We start from the raw sequence: 21,113 nt of genomic DNA on the forward strand, positions 1-21,113 counted from the left end.
CTGGCGACCGGTCAGGGCATCGACAGGCTCCTGGGCCAGCCGTTCAGGTGGGAGAACTGACGGAGGTACCGTTCGCAGGCGCTGACGAAGTCGTCACTGCCAGGGGGTAGGCGGGTCGCGGCGATGACGTGGGCAGGATCGGACGAGCGGGGCCGCAGCATGCCGATCTGTTCGTCGACGAACTCCCCGCCGGCGCTGCTGGCGACGGCCAGCGCCAGGGCCGTCGCCGTGACGACACCGACGCAGGTGCGGCTGGGGCTGAGGACGGCTTCGACTCCGCCGCCGGCCTCAGACAGGTGGTGGATGACCATCATCCACACCGTGTCGTTTCCGCCGGAGACGTCGACCTCGTAGTGGACCGAGTGCGATATCGCGTCGACCTCGTGGTCGACGGATTCACCGATGACGGTGGACCGCAGTTCCGCCCGATCCACCTGCCGGCCCTCGGAGAGGCGTCGTCCCTGCTCGTAACGCCGGTCAGCGAGGAGGCGCAGCCGCGGTGCCGCGTCCAGCCCGAGAAGCTCGGCGAGCGTGCCCTGCGCCGCGTCCATCACGGTGGCGAGTGTGAGTGGCCGCGGCAGGGTGGCCTCCAGGTCGACGGACATGCCGAGAGGATAGCGACCAGTGGCGGGCCGGTAACCCCGGGCGGCCACGACGGCTCAGGCGAGCTGGGCCAGCGTCCGGGTGATGTTGTGCTCGACGATGGCCAGCATGCCGGCCCGGTCCGGGAAGTCGCCGTCGAGCAGCCGCAGCGGGCCCGCCACCAGCGACAGGTGCAGCGCGAGCCGATAGAGGCGCAGCCGGTGCCCGTCGAGACCGTCGACGGCCAGCGCGGGGTAGTCGTCGCCGAAGCGCAGTTCGAGGAAGGCATGCTCCCACTCCACGTCGAGGAACGTGGCGCCCTCGATGTCGACCAGCACCGGGCGGTCCCGGTCGTCAACGAGCACGTGGTCCGGGCCGAGTTCACCGTGGACCAGGCCGTACCGGGATCGGGGCGGCACGGCGGCGTACCGCTCGGCGAGGGCGTCGGCGAGGCGCTGCCGCACGGCCGCGATCCGCTCGACGCGGGCGGCGGCCTCGGCCAGGTCGCGCAGCGCCCGGTCGAGGACGAGCCGCTCCACCGGCCGGCCCGGCACCGGCCCGTCGAGCCCCGGCCGGCCGTACCGGTCGCGCCGGCGGGCGTGCATGCTCCGGACGGCGTCGCCGAGCCGGGCCAGCACCGCCTCGGCACGTCGCGGATCGTGCCGGCGCAGGTCCTGCAGGGTGCCGCCCCGCACGTCCTGCACCACGGCGACCTCGCCCGGCAGCAGGCCTGCGGTGGGGGCGAGCAGCAGCCGGGGCACCGGCACCCCGGCGGCGGCGAACTCCCGGTGCGCCGCCGCGAACAGGCCGGCCCCGGTGGCATGCCCGAACAGGTCGTCGGATTCCGGTACCGCCCGCGCCGGCCAGTAGTCCTCCGCCGGGTGCCACACGTACGCGACGACGGTGGAGCCGTCGTCCAGGGTCAGCCGGTAGACGCCCTTCTTCGTGCCGCCCGCCAACCGCTCCGCCGACCACAGGGACCGACGTCCGCACGCCGCCCGCGCCACCGGGCGCAACTGGTCGACCGTCAGCCCCACCCTCGCCCCGCCCACCCGGCGATCCTGCCCCGGCGTCACCCCTGCGGGGAAGCGCGTTACCCGGTGGGACGACCGGCAGCGGCCGTCCCACCGTCTGCCGCTCAGCTCAGTCGACCACCAGGAGGCCGGAGAGGAGGACGCCGCGGGCCAGGTTGAGCACCCCGTCGCAGCCGGGGAAGCCGGTGCGGATGCAGGCGCCGGCGGCCCGGCGGCCGAACAGGTACGGGGCGATGCTGTACGGCACCTCGGCGCTGACCGTCTCGCCGGTCTCGATGTGCACGAAGTCCAGCGGGACGTCGTCGGCCTTCACGTACTCCTGGAGGATGAAGCCGCCCCGCTCGACGGCCCGGGCCAGCCCGTCCCGCCACGTGTCGGTGTCGGTCTCCCGGCCGATCAGCACGTCCACCCCGGCGGAGCCGTCGGCCGGCTTCGCCACCAGGCCGGGCCGGTCGGCCACCGCCCGGTCGAGCAGGTCGGCGGTCAGCGACCAGGTCCGTGGCACGTACCGCTGGACCAGGTCCCGGTCCGCCGGCGCCAGCGCGTCGGCACCCTCCCACAGCCAGGCGAAGGCCCGCTTGTTGGCGATCAGCCAGGCCGCCGCCGACACCCACATCGGCACCGTCCCGGCCGCCAGCCCCGCCTCCAGGGCGTCCACCCCGGCGCTCGGGGTGACCCGGTTGGGCACGAAGAGGCGGAACACCCCGTCGACCGGGGCGCCCCCGGCGACGAGCCGCTTCCCGTCGTCGAGGGTCACCTGGGAGACCGGCGCGATGACCAGGTCCATGCCGGACGCGGCGGCCCGCTCGACCACCGGCGACAGCAGCCGGAAGAAGCGCTGCGGGTCGTCCAGGCCCGGGTACTCGGCGTCGAAGTCGATCAGCATAGCGACCCGGGCGCCCTCGGGCAGGCCGAGCCCGGCGCGGATCGCGGCGAACCGCTGGTCCACCGCCGAGGGCGCCGCCGCCAGGCCGACCCGGTCGGTGAGGCCGCGCCGCCGGTAGACGTCGACGAAGCGACGCACGGTGGTGTCCGCGTCGAACGCCCCGCCGAGGCTGCTGTCGATGTTGTACTCGACGAACCGGGGCACCCCGTCGGAGAGCAGCACGTCCGGCCGGAACGCCTCCAGCAGCGCCTCGGTCAGCGGCTCGTCGTCGTCGAGCAGCCGGGTCTCGCCGTCGGGCACGTTCAGCAGCCGGCGCAGCTCCCCCGCCGTGCCGGCCCGCCGCCGGCACGCCTCGAAGACGAGCTGGGCGAGGCGGTCGGAGACGGCGTTGAGCACGCCGAGGGAGGTCTCGTCCATCACCGGCGGCCGGGCCAGCCGCCACTGCTTGTTGTACGTGGCCCGGCCGTCGAAGATCTCCCGCCAGGACTCCGCCCCGGCGGCCACCATCTCGGCGCGGATCGGCGCGGGCAGGTCGAGCCACGCCTGCGCGGCGGAGGGCCAGCGGTAGTCAGCGTCGGTCATACATCAGTCCTTCATCACGTGTTGGATGGCGGCCAGGAGTTGCTCGCGGCTCGGCTGCACGGCCCGGTCCAGCGCCGGGGCGAACGGCAGCACCGCGCCGTCGGGGCGGGTGACGCGGCGCGGCGGCGCGACCAGGCGCACCCGCTCGACCACGGTCGCGATAATCTCCCCGGCGATGCCGCAGGAGCGGTTGGAGTCGTCCACCACCACCAGCCGCCCGGTGCGTGACACCGACTCGACGAGCCCGTCCCAGTCGAACGGGTACAGCGTGCAGGGGTCGAACACCTCCACCGACACCTGGTCGGCCAGCTCCTCGGCGACCGCGACGGCGTCGTGCACCAGGTGCCCGACCGCGACCACGGTCACGTCGTCGCCGAAGCGGCGCACCCGGCCCCGGCCCAGCGGCACCGGAGCCAGCGCGGCGAGGTCCACGTCGTCGCGGACGTCGAGCGCCCCGGCCGGGGCGAAGACCACCACCGGGTCGTCGCACCGCACCGCCGACACCAGCAGCCCGTACGCGTCGGCCGGGGTGGCCGGCACCACGGTGGTCACCCCGACGTGGGCGAAGAGGCTGTACGGGTGGTCGGAGTGCTGGCCCGCCCAGCCCGTCCGGGAACCGGAGCCGGGCACCAGGTAGGTGACCGGTACGGCGCACTGCCCGCCGGTCATCAGCGGGAACTTGTGCGCGTGGTTGACGATCTGCTCGAAGACCAGGAACAGCAGCGACGGGATCTGGAACTCGACCACCGGCCGCATCCCGGCCAGTGCCGCCCCGGTGGCGAAGCTGGTGAACGCCTGCTCCGACAGCGGGGTGTCGAGCACCCGCTCGGGGCCGAACCGCTTGAACAGCCCGGCGGTGACGTTCGAGGCGGCCACCCGGATGTCCTCGCCGAGCAGGAACACCGACTCGTCGCGGGCCAACTCGTCGGCGAGCGCCCGGGTGAGCGCCTTGCGGTAGGACAGTCTGGGCATCTACCCACCTCCGGTGCGGGCGGTCAGCCCGCTGGCGTACAGGTGCGCCAGGGCGTCGGCCGGGTCCGGCTCTCCGCCGGCGAGGGCGAACTCGACGGCCCCGTCCAGCGTGGCTTCGACCTCGGCGTCGACCTCGGCCCGCGCGTCGGCGGGCAGCCGCCCGCCCTGGATGTCCACCGGGTCCCGGGACCGGCCCCGGGCCACCTCGTCGGGCGGGCGGTAGTCGAGGCGTACCGCGTGCTCGAAGGTGTGGTGGGCGTCGAACCGGTAGGTCCGGGCCTCGATCAGCTCGGGGCCGCCGCCCGCGCGCATCCGGTCGACGGCGGCCGCCGCGGCGTCGCGTACCGCCTCGGGGTCCTGGCCGTCCACGACGGCGGCCGGGATGCCGAACGCGGCGGCGCGGCCGGGGATGCTGCCGGCGGCCGCGCCCGCGACGGGCATGGTGGTGGCGTAGCCGTTGTTCTCGCAGACGAACAGGACCGGCACCCGCCACAGCGCGGCCAGGTTGAACGCCTCCAGCAGCATCCCCTCGTTGACCGCGCCGTCGCCGAAGAAGCTCACCCCGACGGTGTCGTCGCCGCGCCGTCGGCGCGCCCACACGGCGCCGGTGATGATCGCCCCGGACGCGCCGACGATGGCGTTGGCGCCGAGCACGCCGACGCCGAAGTCGGCGGCGTGCATCGAGCCGCCCCGGCCGGCGTTGAGGCCGGTGACCCGGCCGCACAGCTCGGCGAGCATCCGGGCCGGGTCGGCGCCCTTGGCGAGCACGTGCCCGTGCCCCCGGTGGGTGCCGGCGACGACGTCGTCGGCACCCAGGGCGGCGCACACCCCGGCGGCGATCCCCTCCTGCCCGAGGTACGGGTGGATGCCGCCGACGACGTGCCCGGAGCGGACCAGCTCGATGGCCCGCTCCTCGAACCGGCGGATCAGCCGTACCGTCCGGTAGAGCCGGACCGGGTCGGCGTCGGTCACCGCTCGCGCCCCTCCTTCACGGCGGCGAGGATGTCGTCCCAGAGCTTCGCCCGGGCGGCGAGCGCGGTGTTGACGGTGTCGGCGCACTCCTGCCACCTGGTGTCGTCGTCGCCGCACAGGTCGGCGAGCATCTGCATCGCCATCGGGGTGTGCTGCTCGCCGTCGACCTCGATGTGCCGCTCCAGGTAGTCGACGAACGTGTTCAGCTTGCGGCTGCGCTCGTTGACGGCGACGACCTGGGTGAACATGTCGGGGATCAGGTCCTCCCGGCCGAAGGCGAACGCCGCCGCCTGGCAGTGCACCGGGGTCTCCTCGATGATCCGCCAGGTGGTGGCGGCGAACGCGGCGGACGGCCCGGGCACGCCGGCCTCGACCAGCGACTCGGCCACCGGCCGGCCCGCCCGCAGCAGGTCGATCAGCCTCTCCACGGCCGTGGTGTCGGCGCCGGCCTCCCGCATGCCCTGCACGTACAGCTCGAAGTGGCTGATGTAGCCGTCGCCCAGCTCGTCGCTCTCCTCCACCATCACGATGTCGTTGATGAGCCGGCGACTGCCGGTCGGGCCGGTCGGGATCCACGGCACGGTGACGCAGGTGAGCTGCCGCTGCAACGACTTCAGCAGCGACATGAAGTCCCACACGGCGAAGACGTGGTGCTCCATGAAGGTGACCAGCGCCTCGTGGGTGTCGAGGTTGGCGTAGAGCGGGTGCCGGACCACCACGTCGCGGCGGTCGGTCACCGCCTTCTCCAGCCGCTCGATGCCCGGGTGCGTCCTTCCCCAGTCGTACCGTGACATGTCAGCCTCCCTGTGGGGCGCGGTGGCGCCAGATGACGGGGCAGTATTCGGGGTCCGCGTAGTCCGGCCGCCCGTCGGGGGTGCGGCGGACCAGCACGTCGTGGTTGTACGCGGCGCGCGTGCCGTCGGAGAGCGGGTACTCCCGCCAGGCGTTGTCGCCGTCCTGCAGGTGCAGCGAGATCGCCCGGCGCGGGCGGCCGCTGACGTTGGCGCCACTGCCGTGGTAGGTGCGGCAGTGGTGGAAGCTCACGTGTCCCTTGGGGATCACCATCGGCACCTTGCGGATCTCGGCGCCGTTGTGGGCCGCGTTCTCGGCGAGCATCTCCTCCAGCTGGTCGCGGTCGCGGTCGGCGAAGTGGCGCACCACCGTGTCGTCCGCGCCGATCTCCTGCCAGCGGTGCGAGCCGTCGACCATGGTGATGGTGCCCATCTCCTCCCCGCAGTCGTGGAACGGGATGAACGCGGTGAGCATGTTCTCCGACGACGACGACGCCCAGTAGTGCTTGTCGAAGTGCCAGGGCACGATGTTGGACGGCTCGCCGGAGATCGGCGGCTTGTAGATCAGCGTGGACTGGAAGACGCGGATCTCGGTGGCCCGCGCGAGCCGGGCGGCGACCGCGCCGACGAGCGGCTTGCGCAGGATCGCGCCCAGCCCGTCGTGCTCGTGGTGGACGTAGTCGTTGTGCCGCTGCACCGCGCCCTTCGACGGCTCCCAGTAGGCGAGCTTCGGCGGGCGCACCGGCAGGCGGCGGTGCCGCTCGCCGTCGTAGTAGCGGTCGGACGCCGCGGTGAGGGCGTCCACCTCGTCGTCGGTGAACAGCTTCTTCGACAGGTACCAGCCGTGCTCGGCGTAGAAGGCGACGTCCTCGTCGGACGGGAGCAGCGCCTCCTCCTCGGCGGTGAGTGTCGGCTCGAACTCGGTCGTGGTCACGCCCGCACCTCCTGCAGTGTCGCGGCCGCGACGGCGGTCCTCGCCCCCGCCGCGGCCAGTTCCCGTTCCTTGGCCTCGTAGAGCGCCTTGATGTTGCCGCTGCCGAACGTCCGGGCCCCGCGCCGCTCGATCAGCTCCAGGAAGAGCGTGCGGCGCACGTGCATGGACTCGGTGAAGATCTGCAGCAGCTGCCCGCCGTGGTCGCGGTCGACCAGCACACCGAGGTCGCGCAGCCGGTCCAGCGGCGCGTCCACCCGGCCGACCCGCGCCTCGAGGGCGTCGTAGTAGCTGCCGGGGGTGCCGGCGAAGCGCACCCCCCGGTCGGCGAGGGTGCCGACGGCGGTGACGATGTCGTCGGTGCGCAGCCCGAGGTGCTGCACCCCGGCGCCGGCGTGCTGGTCGAGGAAGGCGTCGATCTGCCCCGGCCGGCGGCTGCGGTCCGGCTCCAGCAGCACCAGGGTGACCCGCCCCGACGGGCTCTGCACCACCTTGGAGTTCATCGCCTGCCCGGCGACCTCGATGTGCTCGGCGAAGATCTCCGCGAACCCGAACACCTCGCGGTAGTGCCGGACGGTCTCGTCGAGCTGGCCCGGCGGCACGCAGACCGCTAGGTGGTCGATCTCGGCGAGCAGCTTGTCGTCGCTGCCGCCCGCCGGGGGCGTCAACTCGACCGCCCCGGGCAGGAACTCGGTCCGGTCGCCGCGCCGCGACACCAGGCGGTGCAGCACGTCACCGAAGCCGCCCACCTCGGCGGTCACCACCTCGGCGGCCGGCCCGGTCCAGGTGGTCGGCGGCGTCACCCCCGCCGCCCCGCGGCCCACCAGCTCGGCGTACGCGTCGGCGGCGTCGTCGACCTCCAGCGCGACCACGGCGATGCCGTCGCCGTGCCGCTGCACGTACCGGGACGCCGGGTGCTCGGCGGTGAGCCCGGAGGTCAGCACCATCCGGATGTCGGCGTGGCACAGCAGCAGCGACCGCTGGTCGGCCAGCCCGGTCTCGGGACCGCCCTGGCCGCAGAGGTGGAAGCCGACCGCCCGGCCGAAGTAGAAGGCCGCCTGCCGGGCGTCCCCCACGTAGAGTTCGATGTGGTCTATTCCACGGATGTCCATGTCCTCAGCCCTTTCCACGGGTCCCCCGTGGTCTGCCGCCCGGGCGCGCCCCGCCCGGGGTGGAGCGTGTCTCAGGCCCTCGGCCGGGCGGCCCGCGCGAGCAGCAGGCTCACGTTCTGGCCGCCGAAGCCGAAGGAGTTGGTCAGCGCGTAGCCGGTGTCCGTCGCCCGCGGCTCCTTGCGGATGTGGTCCGCCGGGCAGGCCGGGTCCGGGTCGTCGAGGTTGTGCGTCGGCGGGAGCAGGCCCCGGCCGAGTGCCAGCGCGGTGGCCGCCGTCTCCAGCACCCCGGAGGCGCCGAGCAGGTGGCCGGTGAGCGCCTTGGTGGAGCTGACCGGGACGCCGCCGTCGCCGAACACCTCGGCCAGGGCGGTGGTCTCGGCGATGTCGCCGAGCTTCGTGCCGGTGCCGTGCGCGTTGACGTAGCCGACCCGCGCGGCGGGCACGCCGCCGCTGGCCAGCGCGCGCCGCATGCACTCCGCCGCGCCGGCGCCGTCCGGCCGCGGGGCGGTCGGGTGGTACGCGTCGGTGGTCGCCCCGTACCCGGCGACCTCGGCATAGCCGGTGACGCCCCGGGCGGCGGCGTGCTCGGCGCGTTCCAGCACCAGCAGGGCCGCGCCCTCGGCGAGGACGAACCCGTTGCGGCGGGCGTCGAACGGCCGGCTCGCCGCCGTCGGGTCGTCCCAACCCCGGGCCAGTGCCCGGGCGTTGCCGAAGGTGTCGGCGAACGTCGGGAACAGCGGCGCCTCGCTGGCCCCGCAGAGCACCACGTCGGCCTCCCCGGCACGGATCAGCCGGACCGCGTCGGCGACCGACTGGGCGCCGGAGGCGCAGGCGGTGCCGACCGAGGAGGTGTAGCCGCGGATGCCGTACGCGATGGCGATCCGCGCCGCCGGCATGTTCGGCAGGATTCCGGTGAGCAGGTACGGGCTGACGGCGGCGCGGCCCCGCTCGGCCCGGGCCAGCACCTGCGCCTCCAGGGTGGACATCCCGCCGACCCCGCCGACGATCACCCCGATCCGGCCCGGGTCCACGTCCCGGCCCACCTCGATGCCGGCGTCGGAGAGCGCGTCGGCGGCGGCGAGCAGGGCGAGCACGACGATCCGGTCCAGCACCCGGGTCTCCGGCCCGGAGGCGACGGTGCGCGGGTCGATCTCCGGGAGCAGGCCGGCGACCTCCAGCGACCCGGCGGCGGGGTGCCCGGCCGGCGGCCGGGTCAGCCCGGACCGCCCGGTGCGGAGCGCCTCGAACGTCGCCGCGACGCCCCGGCCGACGGGGGTGAACAGCCCCATCCCGGTGATGACGGCGGTCATGACGGCGCCTCGGTGAGATAGCGCTCCCGCAGGGCCACCTTGCGCACCTTGCCGGTGACGGTGACCGGGAGGTCGGCGGGCCGCACCGGCACCACCCGGCGCAGGGTCGCGCCGACGTCCGGCCCGAGGGCCGCCCGGACCCGCGCGGTGCGGTCCTCGGCGTCGTCGGCGCCGGCGGCGAGTTCCAGCAGCACGTCGGTGACCACCCGGCCGGCCTCGGCGACGATCACCACCGTGCAGTCGGTGACGTCGGGGCAGGCGGCGAGGATCCGCTCCTCCGACAGCGCGGTGTAGAACCGCCGGCCGTCGCCCGCGTCGACCGAGTCGACGGCCCGGTCCAGGTGGTAGTAGCGGCCCTCGTCGTCGGCGTACACCAGGTCGCCGGTCAGGTACCAGCCGCGCCGGCGGAAGCGGTGGGTGGTGACCGAGTCGTTCCAGTAGCCGCGGAACAGCGACGGCGAGTCGATGCCGAGCCAGCCCACCTCGCCGGTCGGCACCGGCTCGCCCGCGGCGTCGAGCACGGCGACCCGGGCGAACCGGTAGGGGCGGCCGATGCAGCGGCCGTACCGGTCGGTGTCGGTGCGGTGGGTGATGTGGAACATCGAGTGGCCCATCTCGCTGGAGCCGAGCCCGTCGATGAAGACCGAGCCGGGCACCCGGGTGATCCCGTCGCGGGTCACCACGTCCCGGGAACCGACCGCGACCAGCCGGCGCACGTGCGGCTCGTGTGAGCAGTCGCCGGTGTTGAACCACAGCGACACCGAGTCCAGGTCGTACGCGGACAGGTCGAAGCGGGCCAGTTCCGCCCAGGTGACGGAGAAGCCGAACACCCCGTCGGGGCGCCAGCGCTGGATCGCGTCCAGCACCCGCTCACCGCCCTGGTCGGACAGCAGGAACATCTCCGCCCGGTTGCCGAGGGCCTGGTTGACCATGAGCACGGTGGCGGTGTGCGGGGCGGGCAGCGCGTTGAGGATGCGGTTGGTGCCCTGCGCCTGTGGCATGGCGAGCAGGTGCCGGGTCGCGGCGAAGAGGCTCGCGTGCGAGTGCAGGACCGCCTTGGGCACCCCGGTGGTGCCGGAGGTGTGGGTGATGACGACCGGGTCGTCGGCGTGGTGCCGGTAGTGCGCCGGCGCGGCGGCCGGGTCGCCCGTGCCCGCCTCGGCGGGGGTGCCGATCACCGGCACGCCGGGGTCGTGCCCGGCCAGCAGCGCGGTGTGCGCGTCGTCGGCGAGCACCCCGACGCCGCGCAGCCGGCGGATGTACTCGGCGGCGATCTCCGGGCGCAGCCTGCCGTTCATCAGCGCCGGGATCGCGCCGAGCCGGGTCAGCGCGAGGTAGCTGAGCACCATGTCGGCGGCGGCGGTGGCCCAGACGGCCACCGGGTCGCGCGGCCTGATCCCCCGCTCGTGCAGCCACGCGGCGCGGGCGGCGACCCGCTCGTCGAGCCGGCCCAGCGTGAGCGGCCGCTCGGCCGGGTGGCCGTCCACGGCGGTGTCGAAGGTGAGCCCCGGCCCCTGCGGGTCGGCGCCGTGCGCCAGCACCCGGGCCAGCACGTTGCCGGCGCCGATCCCCTCGTCGGTGGCCAGTGTCCCGCGTAGTCCCCTGGTCCTCATGGCGTTCCTCCCCCCAGCAGCACCGCGACGGCCCGGGCGCCGGGCTCCCCGCCCGGGCCCCGCGCACCGCCGTCGTCCGGTGCCTGTTCGATCAGGACCAGCAACGCCCGGTCGGCGTCACCGTCGTGCAGCAGCAGGTCGACCTCGGCGATCCCCTCGTCGCGCGGGTCCCCGGTCGGCGCGAGGCAGACCACGGGCCCGCCCAGCCCCCAGCGGGCGGCCACGTGCCCGGCCACGCTGTTGGGCACCGACTGGAAGAAGAACAGCGGCCCGGGCCGGTTGCCGGCGGCGACCGTGGCGCGCACCTGCGCCGCGCTGGCCCGGTCCCCCGCCGCGCTGGCCAGCACGACCGCGGTCCGCTCCCCGTCGGGTGCGGGTCGCCCGTCGTACGCCCGGGTAAGGCAACGCTCGGCGACCGCCGCGACCAGGGGTGGGAAGCTGGAGTACACGAAACCGGGCACCGGCGGCGGCGCGCCGTCGCCCGGCTCGGGCCAGGCCGCCTCGGCCAGCACGGTGAGGCGGCCGGTGGCGACTGCCTGGCCGCTGTCCGGGCGCGTGCCGACCGGGCGCGTGCCGGCGGGCCCGCTTCCGGCGTTCACGCGGCGCCCACCAGCAGGGCGGTGTTCGCACCGCCGAAGGCGGCGTTGAGGCTCAGCGCGTACCCGGTGGCGGCCGGCCGGGGCGCGTCGCGGATGACGTCGACCGGGCAGGCCGGATCGGGGCCGAGCCAGCCGGCGTTGACGGGCAGCTTCCCGCGCCGCAGGGCGAGCACGGTGACCACCAGTTCCAGCAGGCCGGAGGCCTCCAGGGCGTGCCCGTGCAGCGCCTTGGTGGAGCTGACCGGGGTCCGCGCCGCCGCCGCGCCGAGCGCCGCGCGCAGCGCCGCCGCCTCGGAGGCGTCGCTGTAGCCGGTGCCGGTGGCGTTGGCGTTGACGTACCCGATCGCCTCCGCCGCCAGCCCGGCCCGGCACAGCGCCGCGGCGACGGCGCGGGCCAGGCCGCGCCCGCCCGGCTCCGGCTGGCAGGGGTGGAACGCGTCCCCGGCCCGGCCCCACCCGAGCAGGTCGGCCACCGGCGCCCGGGCGACGGCCGCCGACTCCAGCACCACCGCGGCGATCCCGTCGCCGAGCAGCAGCCCGGTGCGGCCGGCGCTGAACGGGCGCACCGCGCCGTCGGTGGCGAGGGCGCGGCCGGCGTCGAAGAGCGCGTACTGGTCCGGCTCGACCAGGTAGCCGGCCGCGACCACCGCCCGCTCGACGTCGCCCCGCCGGATCAGGGCCGCGGCGTCGGCCACCGCGCTGCTGGCCGAGACGCAGGCGGTGGTGTACGCCCGGGTCGGGCCGGTGAGCCCGGTCCGGGCGGCCAGGCCGGTGGTCAGCGCCGGCACGCCCGCGCCGCCGTGCACGGCCAGCAGCAGCGCCGTGCCGGCCCGGCGGCCGGCGTCGAGCCCGGCGGCTCGGCAGGCGGCGTCGACCGCCTCGGCCAGCTCGTCGGCCAGGTCGCCGACGTCGGGCAGGGTGGCGGCGGCGTCGACCCGCCGCGACGCCGTGTCGAAGCGGTCCACCGGCCGGAACGCGGGCGCCCCGGCCAGGACGCCGGTGAGCTGCGCGTCGGGTCCCCTGCCGAGCGCGCTGGTCGCGTGGACGCCGGTGAGCTGGACGGCGGCCCGCTCAGCCATCGGCGGGGGCGGTCAGGGAGGTCCGGAAGACCGCCAGGGCGTCGTCGACGGTACGGATGCCGGCGAGCTGGTCGTCGGTGAGGTCGAGCCGCCGGTCGTAGCGCTGCTCGACGAGGTGCACCAGCCAGGCCAGTTCCATCGAGCCGATCCGGTCGCCGACCTCGGCGGCCGGTTTCTCGGTGAGTTCGGCGAGCATGGTCACCAGGTCAGCTCGCCCCAGGTCGGGCTGACCGGCCATCAGGAGTCGTCGCTCGTCGCCCCGGCGACCCGGTCGGCGACCATCGTGGTGAACTCGCCGACCGTCATCAGGGCCAGCTTCTCCGACTCGTCGTCGGCGAACTTCAGGCCGTAGCGGTCCTCCACCCGCACGGCCAGGTCGGCGAGGGCCAACGACTCCAGGTCCACCCCGGACGGTCCGAGGGTGGTCTCGTCGTCGATGCCCTCGACGTCGTAGTTCATGTCCTCGAGCTGCTCGACGACGAAGGCGCGGATCTCGGCTCGCATGGTTAACCTCTTTCCGTGAGCCAGTTACCGGTGCCCGGTCGGGACACCGTGTACGTGTGGGTCGGCCGAGGGGACGGCGGTCGGCCGATCCCGGCCGGGCGGCTGCTGCGGCGGGCGGGTGCCACGCTGCTCGGCCGCGCGGAGGCGCAGATCGTGGTGGGCCACGGCCCGGACGGGCGACCGCTCGTCAGTTCGTCCGATGTGGACGCCCAGGTGTCGGTCAGCGTGAGCCGCGCCGACCGGGTGGTGGTGGTCGCCACCCGGCTGGCCGGCCCGGTCGGGGTCGACGTGGAGCGGTCCCGGCCGCTGCCCGCCCTGGCGCTGGCCCGGCGGTGGTACGCCCCGGCCGAGGCGGCCTGGCTGGCCGGGCGGCCCGCCGGCGGCCGGGCGGCGGACTTCCTGCGGCTGTGGACCGCGAAGGAGGCGGTGGGCAAGGCGCTCGGGGTGGGGCTGCGCGACGGCGGCCTGCGCCGGCGGATGCCGGTGCCCGCCGCTGCCGGCACGCCCCGGCGCGCGGACACCGCACCGCCGGCGGGCGGCGAGCTGCGGCCGGTGCCCGGCGTGGCGGGGCTGCGCGTCGGGCACCCGCCGGTCGGCGGGGGCCTCGTCGTGGCGGTCGCGGTGGTCGGCGCCGACGCGCCGCCGGTCGAGGTGCTGGAGGTCCAGGTGGACGGGGACGGGACGATCGGGGCGGCGCCGCGGAGCGGTCACGTCGCCGCTGCCCGGAGCGCGTCGACCGAGCGGACCAGCTTGCCGGTCGTGGTGCGGGGCAGCTGATCCAGCAGGTGCAGGGTGCGCGGCCGCTTGTAGCCGGCCAGCCGCTCGGCGAGCAGCTTGTCCAGCACCTCCTCCGACAGCGGCCCGTCCGGCTGCACGTACGCGGTGATGCCGTTGTCCCAGACGACCACGGCGGCGGCGACGCCGGGCAGCCCGGCGACGGTCGTCTCCACCTCGGTGAGGTCGACCTTCAGGCCGCCGACGGAGACCTGCGAGTCGAGCCGCCCGCGCACGGTGACCAGCCCGGTGTCGGGGTCGACCGTGCCGGCGTCGCGGGTGTGCAGCCAGCCGTCGGCCCAGCGGGTCGGGTCGCTCAGCCCGACGTACGGCGAGGCGGGGCAGCTGACCCGAAGCTCGCCGTCGACCTCGCGGACCTCGATGCCGGGGGCGGGGGCGATCGACGGGCGGTGCCGCCCGTACAGGTCGGTGCCGATGACGCCGACCTCGGTCATCCCGTACATGTTGCCCAGCGGCACGCCGTAACGGTCGGTGAAGGCGCGGGCGACGGCGGCCGGGACCAGCTCGCCGCCGGTGGTCATCCGCTTGAACTGCGGCAGCGGTCCGGTGGGCCGGGTGGAGGCGAGCAGTCCGATGTGGAACGGTACGCCGAGCACGGTGGCCGGTGAGTCGTCGGCGGCGATCGCGGCCAGCACGGCGTCGCCGCTGAGCCGCTCCGGGGGCACCAGCTCGACGCCGGCGTGCAGGCCGTAGAGCAGGCCGCCGACCAGGCCGAGCACGTGCACCATCGAGGGCAGCAGGATGATCCGTTCGCCGGGCAGCGCCACCCCGTCGATGCGGGTGTAGCGGTGCACCTCGGCGACGAGGTCGTCGGCGGTGCGACCGATCACCTTGGACGGTCCGGTGGAGCCCGAGCTGAGCTGGATCACCGCGTGCCCGCTGACCGCGGGGCGGTCGGCGTACGGGGTGACGCCCTCGGTGACGTCGACGAAGATGCGCAGCGCCCCGCCGCCGCTGCGCACCGGGGCCACGACCACCTGCGGGGTGAGCCGCTCCAGCGCCCGGTCCACCTCGTGGTCGGTGAGGCGGTGGTCGAGCAGGACGGCCTGCGCCCCGGTGCGCCAGGTGGCCAGCAGGTTCACCACGTACGCCAGCGACGGCGGCAGGCGGAGCGCGGCGGCCCCGCCGGGACGCAGTCCGGCGGCGGCGAGACGGGTCTGCGCATCGCCGACCAAACGCCGCAACGTGCCCCGCTCCACCGGTTCCGGAAGTCGCAGACAAATGTCGTTCGCAGGACCTGCGAGCAACACGTCGTCGACCCATTCCGGGGTCCCTGCCGCAGGATTTTCCGTCGGACGATCCATGCTCACCGCCGTCCACCGCCCAGCCTGAAATAGGGCGAGTACGCCCATAGGGTGCATCTTTCGGGGTGCTGCGGGAACACTACGACAGCCGCAAGAACCATTACTAGATGCAAATGGCTAGATCAAAAAAAGCGGCTGGCCGGATTGCAGACCCTCGATCGGACAGGCAGTATCGGGCGCGTACGGCAGCGCGCCGCTCACTATGGGTGAGCTGCGTCCGCAGCTCGGCATTGGCCCACCGGCCCGTCCGCACGGCATGCAGGCCCACGGGTCGCGTGGGGTCTCACCCGGCGACGGGACCCCGGCGACCGCCGGGGGCCCACTCAGGCCCAGGCGGCCGAGGACCTGTCCGACCGACGGGCGTGCGGGCGCGCTCCCTCCGGTTCCGTCGCGCGTCGCCCTGGTGCGCGCCGCCGACGTTGAGCACGGCCAGGCCGAGCGCCGGCCAGAGCCGGGTGAACCCGTCGGTCGCCCTGAGCAGACTGGTGCCGAGGACCTCGGCACCAGATCGCGAGAAGCAGGAAGACGTACGCCGGTGATGCTGCGGCACGGCGTGCCGCCGGGCGGTCAGACGCGCGCCACCTCGGGGGTCTGCGCGTGGACGACGAAACGCAGCGAGCGGGCGTCGGTGAAACACTCCCGCATCGGCCGCACCAGCTCCCGGTGCCCGGGACTGCGTTCCCACGCCTCGAAGTCGGCCAGGGACTCCCACTCACTGGTGATCAGCCACTGCTCCGGGTCCGCCGCCGACCGGCACACCTGGTCGACCAGGTGCCCCGGCACACCGTCGGCGACCAGGTGACGCACCGCCTCGTACGCCCGCAGGAAGTCCGCCGTCCGCTCCTCGGCCACCCGCACGAGAAAGACGACCCGAGCCCGTGTCCCGCTCATTCCGCTGCTCCCCTCGGTGCCGGTGGCGCTCCGCGCAGCACCAGCGCGCTGTTGAAACCGTCGAAACCCCGGGCGCAGACCAGCGCCAGCCGGCTGTGCGGCTGCCGGGGCGCCCGCAGGAAGTCCAGTTCGCAGCCCGGCGCCGGCTCGCGGGGACCGGCGGAGGCGGGCAGCGTGTCGTGGCGGAACGCGAGCAGCGCGGTGGCCACGTCCAACGCGGAGCCGCCCTGGTGGGCGCGGCCGGTCAGCGCCTTGTGCGTGCTCACCGGCGGGGGCCGGTCGCCGAAGACCGCGCGCAGCGCCTCGGCCTCGGCGCGGTCGAAGCGGGGCACCCCGAGGGCGTCGGGGACCACCACGTCCACCTCGTCCGCGGTGACCCCGGAGCGGTCCAGGGCCAGCCGCATCGCCCGGGCGTACCGGGCGGAGTCGCCGCCGGCGTCCGGGCCGGTGTGCGCGGCGTCGTGGGTGGCGCCCCAGCCGGTCACCTCGCCGTAGACCCGGGCGCCCCGGGCCAGCGCGTGCCCCAACTCCTCCACCACGAACACCGCCCCACCCTCCGCCGGTACGTAGCCGCCGGCCGACCGGTCGAACGGCCGGTACGCCACCTCCGGGTCGGCGACGTCGCTGAGCAGCCCGGAGCGGAGCTGACAGGTCAGCGCGTACGGGCTCAGCGGGCACTCGGTCGCCCCGGCGATCACCACCGGCGTGCCCCGGCGCACGGTGCGCACCGCGTGGGCGAGGCTGTCCAGCCCACCGGCGGACTCGGCGACCAGCACCCCGCACGGCCCCTTGAACTGGTGGTGGATGGAGAGCTGCCCGACACTGGCGGCGTAGAACCAGGCGATCGACTGGTACGCCCCCACCGTACAGGTGGCGCCGCCCCACAGCCGTTGCAGTTCCCGCTGCCCGAACAGGTTCCCCCCGGACGAGCTGGCCAGCGTCACCGCCCAGCCGTAGGGCTCGGGGGCCCGCTCGGGCAGCCCGGCGTCGGCCAACGCCAGCCTGGTCGCGGCGAAGCCCAGGTGCGTCCAGCGGTCGGTCTGCACGAGCTGCCGGGTGTCGGCGTACGCCGCCGCGTCGAAGCCTGGCACCTCACCGGCGACCCGGGTCGGGTAGTCCGCCGGGTCGAACAGGGTGATCGGGCCGGTGCACCGGGTTCCCGCCGCGACCGTGCGCCAGTGGGCGTCGGCGCCGACGCCGCTGGGGGCCACCACCCCGATGCCGGTGACCACGGCCCGGGCGCTCACGCCGCCGCCGCCAGCCGCCGGAACACCATCGCGGACTGGAAGCCGCCGAAGCCGCTGCCCACCGACAGGGCCACGTCCACCGGGGTCTCCCGGGCCACGTTGGGCACGTAGTCCAGGTCGCACTCCGGGTCCCGGGTGGCCCAGTTGGCGGTGGGCGGCACCACGCCGTACTCGATGGCCAGGGCGCAGGCGGCCATCTCGATCGAGCCGATCGCGCCGAGCGAGTGCCCGACCATCGACTTGATCGAACTGATCGGCACCCCGTACGCGGCCTCGCCGAGCGCCCGCTTGAACGCCGCCGTCTCGTGCCGGTCGTTCTGCCGGGTGCCGGAGCCGTGCGCGCTGATGTAGGAGACGTCCTGCGGGGACAGCCGGCCCTGGCGCAGCGCGTCGGTGATCGCCAGGCCCATCTCCACCCCGTCCGGGCGCAGCCCGGTCATGTGGAAGCCGTTGGCGCGGCTGGCGTACCCGGCCAGCTCGCAGTAGACGTGCGCGCCCCGGCGGCGGGCGTGCTCCCACTCCTCCAGCACCAGCACCGCCGCGCCCTCGGCGAGGACGAAGCCGTGCCGGTCGGCGTCGAACGGGCGGGAGGCGTGCGCCGGGTCGTCGTTGTCCGGGCTGGTCGCCTTGATCGCGTCGAAGGAGGCGACGGTGACCGGGGAGATCGGCGAGTCCGACGCCCCGGCCAGCACGATGTCGGCCTCCCCGTCGACGACGAGCTGGTGGGCGTAGCCGATGGCGTCGATGCCGGAGGTGCAGCCGGTGGACACGACCTGGGCGGGGCCGTGCAGCCCGTGCCGGACGGCCACGTCGGCGGCGAGGGTGCTCGGCACCAGCGCCGGGTACAGGTACGGCCCGCCGAGGGCGTGGTCGACCAGCCACCGCCGGCCGGAGTCGCTGACCCGCACGTACTCCTGCTCCAGCGCCATGGTGCCGCCGACGGCGGTGCCCAGCACCACGCCGGTGACCTCCCGTTCGGCGTCGGTGAGTTCCAGGCCGCTGTCGGCGAGCGCCTCGATGGAGCAGGCCAGGGCGAACTGTACGTACCGGTCGGCGCGCTGCCGTTCGGCGAGGGTGATGCCGGCCGCGTCGGGGTCGAACTCGCACTCGGCGGCGATCTGGGAGCGGAACGGCGACGGGTCGAAGAAGGTGATCCGTCGGGTGGCCGTACGCCCTGCGGTCACGGTCTTCCAGAAGCTGTCCCGGGTGGCGCCGCCCGGCGCGACCACCCCGACGCCGGTGACGACCGTGCGGCGCCCGGTCACGACGCCACCTCGGTTCGCGACTGCGGGGCTCGCAACACCGGCTCACTCCTCGCGCTCACGACGCCACCTCGGTTCGCGACTGCGGGGCTCGCAACACCGGCTCACTCCTCGCGCTCACGACCCGCCCCGCTGCTCGACGAGTTCGGTGTCGACGTGGCCCAGTTCCGGCCGGGGTGCGAGGGGTCCCAGGTGGAAGACGACCTCGGCCGGCTCGTCGCCGGTGTTGCGCAGCCGGTGCCGGACGTTGCGCGGCACGAACAGCGCCTCCCCGGCGGCCAGCGGCACCGCCTCGTCGTCCAGGTCGGCGGTGATCGTGCCCCGGACGACGTACAGAAACTCCTCGCTGTAGGGGTGGTAGTGCTCGGCGATCCGCTCCCCCGGGCGCAGCGTCGCCACCCCCATGAAGCCGGAGGTGCTGCCGACGGTCTTCGGGCCGAGCAGCACCCGCAGCTCGCCGCCGCGGCGGCCGTCCGGCGCGACGTCGGCGGCGGCGACCAGCCGCAGGGTGTCCTCACTCATCGCCGGCTCCCGTCGACCCGTCGGCACCGGCCGGGGCCCGACCGCCGTCGGCGGCGGCCAACCGCTCGATCTTCTCCTTGATGACGGCGAGCTGCACGGCGCTGTTGGTATTGATCCGGTCGGTCATGCCGGCGTTGTCCACCGGCGCGGTCGGTTTCATCGCGAAGTCCTGCACCCAGGTCATCCGGGTGCCGCCGGGCTCCTCCGCGTAGCTCCAGTGGATGCGCATGTACTCGAACGGCCCGGTCTCCACCCGCCGGGCGCGCACCTGCCGGGTGGCCGGGTCGGCGGTGCGTTCGCTGACCCAGCTCCACGCCACCCCGTTCTCGTCGGGGTGCATGGTGAGCCGGAACCGCACCGTGTCGCCGTCGCGGTCCAGGATCTCCGCCCGGGCGTACTCGGTGAACAGCTCGGGCCAGCCGGCGACGTCGTTGGTGACGTCCCAGACCAGCGGCAGCGGCGCGGCGATGAGCACGCTGTTCTCGGTGTGTCCGGGCGGGTCGGCGCGGCGGGCCACCAGCTCGGCGACGCCCGCGATGCTGAGCTGCCCGGCCTGCTCGGGGATCTGCACCTGCCACCGGTCGGCGACCACGGCGGAGAGTTCGAGCAGCGCCAGCGAGTCCATGCCGAGTTCCTCCAGGGACGCGGCCGGGGCGCGGGCGGCCGCGTCGGCGTCCAGCCCGCAGTTGGTTACCAGGATGTCGGTGATCTCGGCGGTCAGCGGACGGCCATGGGTGACGGTCAACGGAGCCTCCTGTGGTGTGCGTCGGACGGGCCGGCGAGCAACTGGTCGACCAGGCCGGTGGAGTAGCGGCCCTTGCGGAACCCGGCGTCGTCGAGCACCCGCCGGACGAACGGGATGGTGGTGCGGACGCCGGGCCCGGCGATGTCGAACTCGTCGAGGGCGCGTTCCAGCCGGTTGAGCGCGAGCTCCCGGTCCGGCGCCCACACCGCCACCTTGGCCAGCAGGGAGTCGTAGTACGGGCCGAACAGGTAGCCGGCGTGGCCGTGCGTGTCGACCCGGGTGAACGGGCCGCCGGGCGGGACGAAGCGGTCCAGCCGGCCGGGGGTCGGCGCGAACCCGCGGTCCGGGTCCTCCACGTTGACCCGGCACTCGATGGCGACCCCGTGCGGGCGGACGTCCTCCTGCCGCCAGCGCAGCGGCACCCCGGCGGCGATGTGCAGCTGCTCGTGCACCAGGTCGATCCCGGTGATCATCTCGGTCACGGGGTGCTCGACCTGGATCCGGCAGTTGATCTCCAGGAAGTGGAACCGCTCGTCGGGGTCGACGAGGAACTCCACCGTGCCGGCGCCGGTGAAGCCGGCGGACAGGGCACCGCGCAGGGCGCACTCCGCGATGGCCTCCAGGGTGCCGGCGGACAGCGCCGGGGCGGGCGCCTCCTCCACCAGCTTCTGGTGCCGGCGCTGCACCGAGCAGTCCCGGGTGCCCAGGTGCACCCCGTTGCCGTGGGAGTCGCACAGCAACTGCACCTCGACGTGCCGGGCGCCGGTCAGGAACCGCTCCACGTACACCCGGTCGTCGCCGAACGCGGCCTGCGCGGCGGCCCTGGTCCGCGCGTACGCCCGGGGCAGCTCGGCCGGGGTGGCGACCACGGTCATGCCCCGGCCGCCGCCGCCGGCCGCCGCCTTGACGATCACCGGGTAGCCCGCCTCGGCGGCCACCTCCGCCGCCGCGGCCGCGGTGGGCACCGGCGCGACGCTGCCCGGCGGCAGCGGCAGCCCGGCCCGGCGCATCAGCGCCCGCGCCGAGGACTTGTCCGCCAGCGCGGCCATCACCTCCGGCGGCGGACCGATGAACGTCAGCCCGTTGTCGGCGCAGATCTCGGCGAAGTCGGCGTCCTCGGAGAGGAACCCGTAGCCGGGATGCACCGCCTGCGCGCCGACCTGCCGGGCCGCCTCCACGATCGCGGCGGCATTGAGGTAGCTGCGCCGGCTGGCCGGCGGACCGATCAGGACGGCCTCGTCGGCGAGGCGCACCACGGCGGAGTCGGCGTCCGCCGTGGAGTAGACGACGGCGGTACGCACCCCCAGCTCGCGGCAGGCGCGCAGCACCCGCAGGGCGATCTCACCCCGGTTGGCGATCAGCACCTTCTCGAACATCACG

At 74.8% G+C, this 21,113-nt stretch carries 22 protein-coding genes; 1 reads left to right on the forward strand and 21 read right to left on the reverse strand.

What is annotated here, in order from left to right; translation table 11 throughout:
• Positions 1–11: 11 nt before the first annotated feature.
• From ACGF5G_RS23770 to ACGF5G_RS23835, 14 genes are all read right to left on the reverse strand, one after another.
• Positions 12–605: a hypothetical protein gene (locus ACGF5G_RS23770; RefSeq protein ID WP_393266255.1), complete on the reverse strand. Its 594-nt coding sequence runs from the start codon at positions 603–605 to the stop codon at positions 12–14.
• Between the two features lie 54 nt (positions 606–659).
• A complete protein-coding gene (locus tag ACGF5G_RS23775; RefSeq protein WP_393266257.1) occupies positions 660–1,634 on the reverse strand; it encodes a phosphotransferase family protein in 975 nt (324 codons plus the stop codon).
• Positions 1,635–1,725: 91 nt separating this feature from the next.
• Entirely contained in the window at positions 1,726–3,084 is a 1,359-nt protein-coding gene (locus tag ACGF5G_RS23780) for a hypothetical protein (protein WP_393266260.1), read from the reverse strand.
• Between the two features lie 3 nt (positions 3,085–3,087).
• Complete coding sequence (locus ACGF5G_RS23785) at positions 3,088–4,056, reverse strand: alpha-ketoacid dehydrogenase subunit beta (protein WP_393266263.1); 969 nt, start codon at positions 4,054–4,056, stop codon at positions 3,088–3,090.
• Positions 4,057–5,028, reverse strand: a complete 972-nt coding sequence (locus ACGF5G_RS23790) for a thiamine pyrophosphate-dependent dehydrogenase E1 component subunit alpha (protein WP_393266266.1) — start codon at positions 5,026–5,028, stop codon at positions 4,057–4,059.
• A complete protein-coding gene (locus tag ACGF5G_RS23795; protein WP_393266269.1) occupies positions 5,025–5,822 on the reverse strand; it encodes a DUF3050 domain-containing protein in 798 nt (265 codons plus the stop codon). Before ACGF5G_RS23795 ends, ACGF5G_RS23790 begins: the two co-directional genes overlap by 4 nt.
• Position 5,823: 1 nt before the next feature.
• Positions 5,824–6,753 (reverse strand): phytanoyl-CoA dioxygenase family protein, encoded by a 930-nt coding sequence (locus ACGF5G_RS23800; RefSeq protein WP_393266272.1) that lies wholly within the window; start codon positions 6,751–6,753, stop codon positions 5,824–5,826.
• Complete coding sequence (gene hppD, locus ACGF5G_RS23805; RefSeq protein ID WP_393266274.1) at positions 6,750–7,862, reverse strand: 4-hydroxyphenylpyruvate dioxygenase; 1,113 nt, start codon at positions 7,860–7,862, stop codon at positions 6,750–6,752. The genes ACGF5G_RS23800 and hppD overlap by 4 nt, the downstream gene beginning before the upstream one ends.
• Positions 7,863–7,933: 71 nt before the next feature.
• Positions 7,934–9,172 carry a beta-ketoacyl-[acyl-carrier-protein] synthase family protein gene (locus ACGF5G_RS23810; RefSeq protein WP_393266277.1) on the reverse strand — a complete coding sequence of 413 codons (1,239 nt, stop codon included), beginning with the start codon at positions 9,170–9,172 and terminating at the stop codon, positions 7,934–7,936.
• Entirely contained in the window at positions 9,169–10,785 is a 1,617-nt protein-coding gene (locus ACGF5G_RS23815) for a class I adenylate-forming enzyme family protein (protein WP_393266279.1), read from the reverse strand. Before ACGF5G_RS23815 ends, ACGF5G_RS23810 begins: the two co-directional genes overlap by 4 nt.
• Entirely contained in the window at positions 10,782–11,297 is a 516-nt protein-coding gene (locus tag ACGF5G_RS23820; RefSeq protein WP_393266595.1) for a beta-ketoacyl synthase chain length factor, read from the reverse strand. Before ACGF5G_RS23820 ends, ACGF5G_RS23815 begins: the two co-directional genes overlap by 4 nt.
• An 83-nt stretch (positions 11,298–11,380) precedes the next feature.
• Positions 11,381–12,463, reverse strand: a complete 1,083-nt coding sequence (locus tag ACGF5G_RS23825; protein WP_393266282.1) for a beta-ketoacyl synthase N-terminal-like domain-containing protein — start codon at positions 12,461–12,463, stop codon at positions 11,381–11,383.
• The gene (locus ACGF5G_RS23830) at positions 12,456–12,701 is read right to left on the reverse strand and encodes an acyl carrier protein (protein WP_350685990.1); all 246 of its coding nucleotides are present in this window, start codon (positions 12,699–12,701) and stop codon (positions 12,456–12,458) included. Before ACGF5G_RS23830 ends, ACGF5G_RS23825 begins: the two co-directional genes overlap by 8 nt.
• The gene (locus ACGF5G_RS23835) at positions 12,701–12,967 is read right to left on the reverse strand and encodes an acyl carrier protein (RefSeq protein WP_393266285.1); all 267 of its coding nucleotides are present in this window, start codon (positions 12,965–12,967) and stop codon (positions 12,701–12,703) included. Before ACGF5G_RS23835 ends, ACGF5G_RS23830 begins: the two co-directional genes overlap by 1 nt.
• A 15-nt stretch (positions 12,968–12,982) precedes the next feature.
• Between ACGF5G_RS23835 and ACGF5G_RS23840 the strand changes: the two genes are divergently transcribed.
• Positions 12,983–13,744, forward strand: coding sequence for a 4'-phosphopantetheinyl transferase family protein (locus ACGF5G_RS23840; RefSeq protein ID WP_393266287.1), 762 nt, complete (start codon positions 12,983–12,985; stop codon positions 13,742–13,744).
• On the opposite strand, the gene ACGF5G_RS23845 is transcribed toward ACGF5G_RS23840, so the two are convergent.
• The 7 genes from ACGF5G_RS23845 to ACGF5G_RS23875 all read right to left on the reverse strand — a co-directional run bounded on the left by ACGF5G_RS23845 (position 13,675) and on the right by ACGF5G_RS23875 (position 21,109).
• Positions 13,675–15,066, reverse strand: a complete 1,392-nt coding sequence (locus ACGF5G_RS23845) for a class I adenylate-forming enzyme family protein (RefSeq protein ID WP_393266290.1) — start codon at positions 15,064–15,066, stop codon at positions 13,675–13,677. The two genes, ACGF5G_RS23840 and ACGF5G_RS23845, sit on opposite strands and share 70 nt — an antisense overlap.
• A gap of 567 nt (positions 15,067–15,633) precedes the next feature.
• On the reverse strand, positions 15,634–15,957 hold the full coding sequence (locus tag ACGF5G_RS23850; RefSeq protein ID WP_393266293.1) for an antibiotic biosynthesis monooxygenase family protein: 324 nt from the start codon (positions 15,955–15,957) through the stop codon (positions 15,634–15,636).
• On the reverse strand, positions 15,954–17,204 hold the full coding sequence (locus ACGF5G_RS23855) for a beta-ketoacyl synthase N-terminal-like domain-containing protein (RefSeq protein ID WP_393266296.1): 1,251 nt from the start codon (positions 17,202–17,204) through the stop codon (positions 15,954–15,956). The genes ACGF5G_RS23850 and ACGF5G_RS23855 overlap by 4 nt, the downstream gene beginning before the upstream one ends.
• Positions 17,201–18,469: a beta-ketoacyl-[acyl-carrier-protein] synthase family protein gene (locus tag ACGF5G_RS23860; RefSeq protein WP_393266299.1), complete on the reverse strand. Its 1,269-nt coding sequence runs from the start codon at positions 18,467–18,469 to the stop codon at positions 17,201–17,203. Before ACGF5G_RS23860 ends, ACGF5G_RS23855 begins: the two co-directional genes overlap by 4 nt.
• 114 nt (positions 18,470–18,583) lie before the next feature.
• Positions 18,584–18,988, reverse strand: coding sequence for a cupin domain-containing protein (locus ACGF5G_RS23865; protein ID WP_357701335.1), 405 nt, complete (start codon positions 18,986–18,988; stop codon positions 18,584–18,586).
• Positions 18,981–19,733 (reverse strand): SRPBCC family protein, encoded by a 753-nt coding sequence (locus tag ACGF5G_RS23870; protein WP_393266302.1) that lies wholly within the window; start codon positions 19,731–19,733, stop codon positions 18,981–18,983. Before ACGF5G_RS23870 ends, ACGF5G_RS23865 begins: the two co-directional genes overlap by 8 nt.
• A complete protein-coding gene (locus ACGF5G_RS23875; protein WP_393266305.1) occupies positions 19,730–21,109 on the reverse strand; it encodes an acetyl/propionyl/methylcrotonyl-CoA carboxylase subunit alpha in 1,380 nt (459 codons plus the stop codon). Before ACGF5G_RS23875 ends, ACGF5G_RS23870 begins: the two co-directional genes overlap by 4 nt.
• Between the last annotated feature and the right edge of the window lie 4 nt (positions 21,110–21,113).

The sequence above is a fragment of the Micromonospora sp. NPDC047730 genome, from assembly GCF_043204765.1.
In the GTDB taxonomy this organism is placed as follows: domain Bacteria; phylum Actinomycetota; class Actinomycetes; order Mycobacteriales; family Micromonosporaceae; genus Micromonospora.